This window comes from Microbacterium sp. ISL-103 (genome assembly GCF_018613995.1).
Classification (GTDB): Bacteria; Actinomycetota; Actinomycetes; order Actinomycetales; family Microbacteriaceae; genus Microbacterium.
On record NZ_JAGGPD010000560.1, the window covers coordinates 1 to 3,283 of the forward strand.

Below are 3,283 nucleotides of genomic sequence, written 5' to 3' on the forward strand. Positions count from 1 at the left end.
GTCATCGGGGCTTTTCTGCGTCTGCGTCGATGGCCGTCGCAGAGCATCCTGTGCGCTAGCGTGATGCAAACGCTTGGGGGCTGGCCATGGGGAGACTTCGGACGGCATTCGCCGCGGGAGCGATCGTCGCACTGCTCACCGGCGGCCTGACAGGCTGCGCGGGCGCGCCGGAGCGAACGGTGGATCACTCGACCTCGTCCGTCACGCTCGCCCCCGGTGAGGGGCTCGTCGTCGATTTCGGCGAGGTCAATCACACCGTGGGGGACGAATGGGTGATCACCCGAGAGCCCGACCCCGCCGTCCTCGGACCGGGGGAGCAGCGGTCGCGTTATCTGGGAGAGGACGGCGAGGCGGGCGCTTCGAGTGAGCTGTCATTCCGTTTCCCTGCGGTCGGCGACGGCACGACCGTGATCCGATTCGAGTACCACTTCCGCGGCTCGGTGCCGGAGGACGTGAGTGACCAGGAGACGGCCGAGATCACCGTCACGGTGAAGTAGCACTCAGGCGGCGTCGCCGAGGAGCATCGCCTCTGCGTCTTCGAGTGCAGGGTCCTCGGGCTGGTCGTCGATGTGGCGGAGCACCTTCCGTCCGATGAACACGGTGAGCGCCGCGAGGAGCACGGCGATCGCCGCGACCAGGTAGGGCACCGTGGCATTGAACGCGTGCCACAGGGCCGCGGCGAGCGGCGGAGCGATCGCTCCGCCGAGGAACCGCACCGAGGAGTATGCGGAGGAAGCCACGGAGCGAGGAAGGTCGGTCGCCTCCATCACGGCCTCGGTGAGCACGGTGTTCATGATGCCGAGAAGCAGGCCGCCGATGACGATGCACACGACGAGCGCCGCCGCGGACTCCACCAGGAACCCGGCGACGACCAGATCGACCGCCAGAAGGGGAAGGACGCTGAGGATGACAGCGGTGCGAGACATGCGGCGCATCATCAGAGGCGCGACCCACACGCTCGTGATCGCGAGGGCCAGACCCCATCCGAAGAAGGTGAAGCCGATGCCCATCGCGCCGAAGCCCAGGGGGAAAGGCGAGAAGGCGAGAAGGATGAAGAAGCCGATGTTGTAGAAGAACGCGGCGATCGCGAGAACGGCCAGCGCCGGGCGCCCGAGCGCCGTGAACGGCGCCGAGAACGGCTCGGGGGCGCGCTTCTCGCCAGGGCCGCGCAGCAGCACGAGGACGGCGAGGAACGCGATCGCCATGAGCACGACGACACCGAAGAACGGCGCGCGCCAGCTCTGCTCGCCCAGGAGGCCGCCGAGCAGCGGTCCGATCGCGATGCCGAGGCCGAGTGCGGCTTCGTACAGGATGATCGCCGCACTGCTGCCGCCCGATGCCGCGCCGACGATCGTCGCCAGTGCGGTCGAGATGAAGAGCGCGTTACCGAGACCCCACCCGGCGCGGAAGCCGATGACGGCATCGACGCTGCCGCTGAGAGCACACAGCAGGGCGAAGACCACGATGAGCGCGAGTCCGATGAGCAGCGTCTTCTTGGCGCCGATCCGACTCGAGATCCAGCTGGTGACGAGCATCGCGAGACCCGTGACGGCGAGGTAGCTCGTGAAGAGCAGCTCCGTCTCGAACGGGCTCGCCTGCAGCGATTCCGCGATGGCGGGAAGGATCGGATCCACCAACCCGATTCCCATGAAGGCGACGACGCACGCGAAGGCGACCGCCCAGACCTGGGCCGGCTGCTTCCACACTGAGGTGGCGGGGGTGTTCACTCTGAGGCTCCTGTCGAGTCGATGGCGGTATGGGCGGCGAGGATTTCGGCGGCGCGCCTGAGGGCGGCCCAGTCGTCGTCTCCGAGGGAGGCGAACCGGGGCGCGAGCGTGTCGCGGAATTCCTCGCGCCACGCCGCCAGTGCGCGCGACCCCGATGCGGTGATGTCCACGGCGATCGCCCGGGAGTCCTCCGCCACGGGGGAGCGCAGCACCAGACCGTCTCGCTCGAGATGCCCGATGAGGCGGGTCATCCCCGGCTGCGTCGTACGGGCTGCCGCGGCGAGCTCTCCGACTCTCTTCGGTCCTGCCTGCTCGAGCAGGTTCAGTACCCGCCATTGCGCGGCGGGAGCATCGTTGCCGGCTTCCTGTGCGGCGATTCGTCCCAGTGCATAGCCCGAGAGGACCAGTGAGGGTATGACATCCTGACGATTCATACCAAGAAGTATATACCTCTTGATATGTATTGGTTCAGCGACGGGAGTTGGCGACCCTCGCAGACAGCTGGTGCGCGTGCGCGAGCAGCGTCCTTCCCAGGTCGGCGATACGGTCGGGGCCGAATCGGAAACCGACACCGGTGAGACTCAGTGCCCACTCCGGGCGTCCGGATCGATCGAAGACCGCCGCCCCGAGCCCCCAGCTGCCTTCCACGATGAGTCCGGGGTTCACCGCGTATCCGCGCTCCTGGGTGTCGGTGAGGCGCGTTCTTAGCGCGGCATCGGCGTGTGCGCGTCCCCACTGGGTCTCGAGATCGGGGTGACGGGACAGGTAGGCGTCCACATCGTGGTCGGGGAGGAATGCGAGGATGGCGAGTCCTGCGCTCGCGACTCCCAGCGGGAATCGCACTCCCTCGCTGAGCACGAAGGATCGGATGGGGAACGAACCTTCTTCGCGGAGGAGGCACACGGTCTCATCGGCCCTGCGCACCGACAGGAACGCACTCTCCTCGGTCTTGACGGCCAGGGAGCGCACGATGTCGCGTGCCTGTGCGGTGATGTCGTATCGAGCCGCAGCGACCGAACCCATGAGGAAGAGCTCGGGGCCGGGCATCCACCGAGTGCTGTCCGGATCGCGATCGACGAGACCCTCGGCGCGCAATGCCGAAAGGATGCGATGGGCCGTCGGGCGCGACAGGTCGGCGGCCAGTGCCAGGTCGTGCAGCGCCGCGCCCTCCGGACCGCTCGCGGTGACGAGCCGGAGCAGCGAGGCCGCACGCGAGATCGCCTGGGTGCCGGGCACTCGATCTGGGGAGGATTCCATGATGTGGACGCTACGTCGTCGATCGTCCATATCGCAAGCATCGCCTTTCCTCAGCGGTCCGTGAGGCGGATGCTGGAAGGATCCCGTCTGCGAAGGAGCACATGTGATCGACAAAGAGTGGGGCTCTGCAGCCGAGGCCGTCGCCGACATCGCCGACGGTTCGTCTCTCGCGGTCGGCGGATTCGGACTCTCCGGAAACCCGATCGCACTGATCGAGGCGCTACTCGCCCAGGGAACCCTCGACCTCAGTGTGGTGAGCAACAACTGCGGTGTCGATGACTGGGGCTTGGGAATCCTTC

The 3,283-nt window shown here is 67.3% G+C and carries 5 protein-coding genes; 2 read left to right on the forward strand and 3 right to left on the reverse strand.

Annotated features, from left to right (window positions below; translation table 11 throughout):
* Positions 1-86: 86 nt before the first annotated feature.
* Positions 87-497: a hypothetical protein gene (locus J7E68_RS17755; RefSeq protein ID WP_215174836.1), complete on the forward strand. Its 411-nt coding sequence runs from the start codon at positions 87-89 to the stop codon at positions 495-497.
* Positions 498-500: 3 nt separating this feature from the next.
* Here J7E68_RS17755 and J7E68_RS17760 read toward each other — a convergent pair whose 3' ends face one another.
* From J7E68_RS17760 to J7E68_RS17770, 3 genes are read right to left on the reverse strand one after another with little or no spacing between them, the layout of a single operon-like run.
* Positions 501-1,727 (reverse strand): MFS transporter, encoded by a 1,227-nt coding sequence (locus J7E68_RS17760; RefSeq protein ID WP_215174837.1) that lies wholly within the window; start codon positions 1,725-1,727, stop codon positions 501-503.
* On the reverse strand, positions 1,724-2,161 hold the full coding sequence (locus tag J7E68_RS17765; RefSeq protein ID WP_215174839.1) for a MarR family winged helix-turn-helix transcriptional regulator: 438 nt from the start codon (positions 2,159-2,161) through the stop codon (positions 1,724-1,726). The genes J7E68_RS17760 and J7E68_RS17765 overlap by 4 nt, the downstream gene beginning before the upstream one ends.
* 34 nt (positions 2,162-2,195) lie before the next feature.
* Positions 2,196-2,984, reverse strand: coding sequence for an IclR family transcriptional regulator (locus J7E68_RS17770; protein ID WP_215174841.1), 789 nt, complete (start codon positions 2,982-2,984; stop codon positions 2,196-2,198).
* A gap of 103 nt (positions 2,985-3,087) precedes the next feature.
* Here J7E68_RS17770 and J7E68_RS17775 point away from each other — a divergent pair.
* The coding region (locus J7E68_RS17775) for a CoA-transferase (protein WP_311417330.1) at positions 3,088-3,283 on the forward strand (196 nt) is incomplete at its 3' end.

Excerpts from the sequence above, each read along its gene's own strand:
- J7E68_RS17755 (WP_215174836.1), top strand. The coding sequence starts at position 87 with ATGGGGAGACTTCGGACGGCATTCGCCGCGGGAGCGATCGTCGCACTG.
- J7E68_RS17770 (WP_215174841.1), bottom strand. The coding sequence starts at position 2,984 with ATGGAATCCTCCCCAGATCGAGTGCCCGGCACCCAGGCGATCTCGCGT.
- J7E68_RS17765 (WP_215174839.1), bottom strand. The coding sequence starts at position 2,161 with ATGAATCGTCAGGATGTCATACCCTCACTGGTCCTCTCGGGCTATGCA.